This window comes from Xenorhabdus innexi, from assembly GCF_002632485.1.
GTDB lineage: Bacteria > Pseudomonadota > Gammaproteobacteria > Enterobacterales > Enterobacteriaceae > Xenorhabdus > Xenorhabdus innexi.
Genome location: NZ_NIBU01000128.1, coordinates 1 through 3600 on the forward strand (window position 1 = coordinate 1; position 3600 = coordinate 3600).

Annotated in this window: 2 protein-coding genes and 2 pseudogenes; 1 reads left to right on the forward strand and 3 read right to left on the reverse strand. The window is 42.8% G+C overall.

Features of this window, described 5'->3' with window-relative positions; translation table 11 throughout:
- Positions 1-315 precede the first annotated feature (315 nt).
- The 3 genes and pseudogenes from Xinn_RS20240 to Xinn_RS22975 form a co-directional block, all read right to left on the reverse strand.
- The gene (locus Xinn_RS20240) at positions 316-570 is read right to left on the reverse strand and encodes a hypothetical protein (protein WP_143706525.1); all 255 of its coding nucleotides are present in this window, start codon (positions 568-570) and stop codon (positions 316-318) included.
- A 111-nt stretch (positions 571-681) separates the two neighbouring features.
- On the reverse strand, positions 682-1200 hold the full coding sequence (locus Xinn_RS20245) for a lipase family protein (RefSeq protein ID WP_169923638.1): 519 nt from the start codon (positions 1198-1200) through the stop codon (positions 682-684).
- Positions 1201-1365: 165 nt separating this feature from the next.
- Positions 1366-2604, reverse strand: a pseudogene (locus Xinn_RS22975) (RHS repeat-associated core domain-containing protein); the annotation flags it as partial.
- A 138-nt stretch (positions 2605-2742) separates the two neighbouring features.
- Between Xinn_RS22975 and Xinn_RS20255 the strand changes: the two are divergent.
- A pseudogene (locus Xinn_RS20255) lies at positions 2743-3503 on the forward strand (transposase); the annotation flags it as partial.
- Positions 3504-3600: the final 97 nt, after the last annotated feature.

Below are 3600 nucleotides of genomic sequence, written 5' to 3' on the forward strand. Positions count from 1 at the left end.
TGAAAGACTTCTCGACTGATATCACTGGCATAAACTTTTCTCATTCCAGTAGGTTACATGAAAAACTGTTCAGGGTGAAAAAGATTCTGAATAGCCTCTAAGAATGCCAAGATTCCGAAATGGTACTCGAAAAAAAATCACACCCATTCAAGCACAGAGTGAATGGCAATAACATTAATTGTATAAATTTCATCGTCATTTTAGTGACTCCTGATTATTTTTATCGTTTTTCAAAATAACGCTGTAATGATACTGAACCTTTTTCATCTTTTCTAGTTACTTCCAAAGTAGTTGCTAACTGGTTATCTATCTCCATCAGATAATAATACTTACTAATTTTTTTCTTCCAAACACAGCAGCAATAGATTTAGGAGCTGTATCTAAAAATGATAAATCCTCATTAGGTCTTTGATATTTTTGATCTGGAGGGAGAGCACATAATTCTCTTAATCTCTGATCAATATAATTTGCATATAAAGCACTACCGTGATCCAACGCGCCTAAACTGCTTTTATCAGTAGCATTCTCATTATTATCTGGGTATAATGATTTAATTACTGTTTCTTTCAATCCCGCCACTTTAAATTGCTCATATTGATTAATAAATTCCGTGGTGCTATTTTTCGTCTTTTCACTTAATGATGGTAATAGGTAAAGTTTATGTTTTGATTCCGAATAAGACTAAACATAAAAATAAACTAAATTTCCATGATGTAAAAAAGGCTCATCATTACTACTAAATGATTTAAAAACTTTTGCAACAATTCTTCCAGCAAAAAGTGCCGAGTTCGGGTACCATTTAGATGCCTCTTCGGCAATAGGACTATCAAAAAGTTCAATCGCTATTCCAGAATAAGTATCTCCGACTTGGAATGCAATATTGTCCATATCCTTGTTAAAAGGAACAGAATCATCTTCATTGACATGGCGATAATGTGCAATTTCAGATATTTCTTGAACTGCACTTTTGGTTAATGTACGTGGTATACCATAAGTATAAAGGCAAGGTTTATGCTCTTTCAATTGTGCGCTATGAATTAATGCAAGTGCACCACCTAAACTATACCCACAGACAAATAACTTCCTTCCCTTCACTAATTTAATAATATGTTCAAATACACCTATCGTATTCTCAAACCGTGGAACTTTTGATTGATTTATAAGATCAAAACCCGACCAAAAACCTTTGTACTGACTCAAACTTGATCCGTTAGTCTCCCTCACCAATCTTACTAATACATTTAAAACTACACTGACCGTCTCAAATGTGCCTCATTTTAAGATTCAGTGAGGAAGTGTTTTTTAACCAGAAAATTTAATTCTCAATACCCTTTCGTCGTGAAATATATCTTCAGAGTATCTGTGTCAGAATGGAGATTCTGGATACCGACCACGGGTTGATGGGAATCCACCAAAGCCTTCATTTATTGCTGTATTAATTTCTTTTTTAACAATCCAGTCTAGATAGTGAATATACTGGAACGACTCCTTAAACAGACCGATGTCATGAAAACCTTTGCTTAATTCGGAGTACGTGGGATTTCTTCCCAATTCAACCATCAATCTGGCTGTTATACTCTCTACTTTGTCCAATTCGGGCATAGGACTATTTGTAATAGATCCTTGACTATCGATATGAGGTAAAACGTTTGTATGTTTGATCATATTTCGGAATGAGTCGTCTGCCGCCTTGTGCAAGTCAGCATTCATTGGATTATTTCGACTTTTTCTGTACTGATTACCTTTTGAGTTCGAATAGAGTGTCTGATTTAGCTGAATGCCGGCACCATACTCACCGTTCCTATAATATGTTCCTTGTAATTCACGGTACAAATCGGCAGACGTATCAGTATTGTTTCCCTTATTGCTGCTACCTGTTCCTATATGAGCCCGGTGGGAATCATGCTCCTCATAATATGCTGGTAATGCCCCCTCGAGTGTTTTTGCCAATTTACCATCGCCTCGTTTGAGTGTCGTCACTGCAGCATAGCCGAATACGTGTTCTGACTGATGACTCTCATGCCTGCCCGGTTGCTTCCACATGGTATGGAGGGCGTTCTTGTAGTACTTATCGGTCAGGCGTTTTCTTTCTCGCTCTCTACAAGCATATGTTCCCAAGCCTTTAGAATTATGTTTTGTTGGCTTAGCGGCACCTTGCTGCGGCGGAGAGTCATTTTTTCTCTTGGTAGGTGCCAGTCCGGCTGGGTCCTGATAGGTTATAGGGCTATTCCGAACCATCCTGAACAGATTCAACCCATCCACCGTACCCGCCGGATCGGCTGAAAGCCAGCACCCTGCCCACGGCTGATAATAGCGATAACCGTAGTAATACAACCCGGTCGCATCACGTTCCTTACCTGAATAACGTACGGTTTTGTAGTCCGCTTCAATCTGGCTGCGCGCTTCCCATACCGCCGTCCCACCATATGGATAGTACTCTTCCTGACTGAGGATATTCCCATTCCCATCGATCTCCAGCCCGCTGCTACCAAGCAGATTATCGTAACTGTAGCGCGTCTGGTCGTTGCTGATAGTCTCCGGCTTCCCTACACTCCAGTGTAGTACCCTAACCTGAGCACAACCAGCCTCACCTACGGTGATACAGATTATTGACAAAGTGCTGGTTTTTTATCCGGCACTTTGCTTTAATCAAATTCCGTTTACCCGACGGAGCTTGCCGCCATGTTAAGAATGCCCCCTCCCCAGACGTTTCCTCCCGAAACCCTCTAACTCGATGACCTTGTGCCCAAAAACCATCTGGTTCGTAAAGTGGATGCGGCGCTGGATTTCGAATTTATCCGTGACTTAGCCGCCCCGTTGTATTGCCACAATAATGACCGCCCCGCGATAGACCCGGTGATGCTGATTAAAATGATGTTACTGGGCTATTTATTTGGTGTGCCCAGTGAACGCCGGTTGGTGCAGGAAATTCAGGTCAATATGGCTTACCGCTGGTTCTTACGGCTGGGGCTGACCGACAAAGTCCCGGATGCATCAACCCTCAGCCAGAACCGGCGTCGCCGGTTTAACCATTCCTATGTATTCCAACAGATTTTCGACAATATTGTCGAGCAGGCTATCGGGAAAGGTTTTGTCGGCGGCCGGGAACTTTATACGGACAGCACGCATCTGAAAGGCAGTGCCAATCCCCATAAATCCGAGAATATTCTGCGCCCCGTTCCGCCGGGTGTTTATCTGGACGAATTGGAAAAAGCGGTGAATGAAGACCGGGCTAAGTCCGGAAAAAAAGCCTGAAACCAGTCCATAAGGAACGGCAAAGAAAGACTAAAGTCAGCACCACTGACCCGGAAAGCGGATTTATGCACCGGGCGAACAAACCGAAAGGTTTTTTCTATCTCGACCACCGTACCGTGGACGGGAAAGCCAATATTATTCTGGACACTTATGCCATGGCGGGCAATGTTCACGACAGCCAGCCCTTGATAGGGCGTTTGAAGCGTCAGCTGGCGCGTTTTTCGCTGAATCCCCTCGCTATCGTCCTAGTACTACAGCCGTACGCCCCATTGTGGCATGATAACCCCTGACATTTTTTCCTGAACAATACGGGGAGGTGTTCAATGCACTTACCTATCAACACGT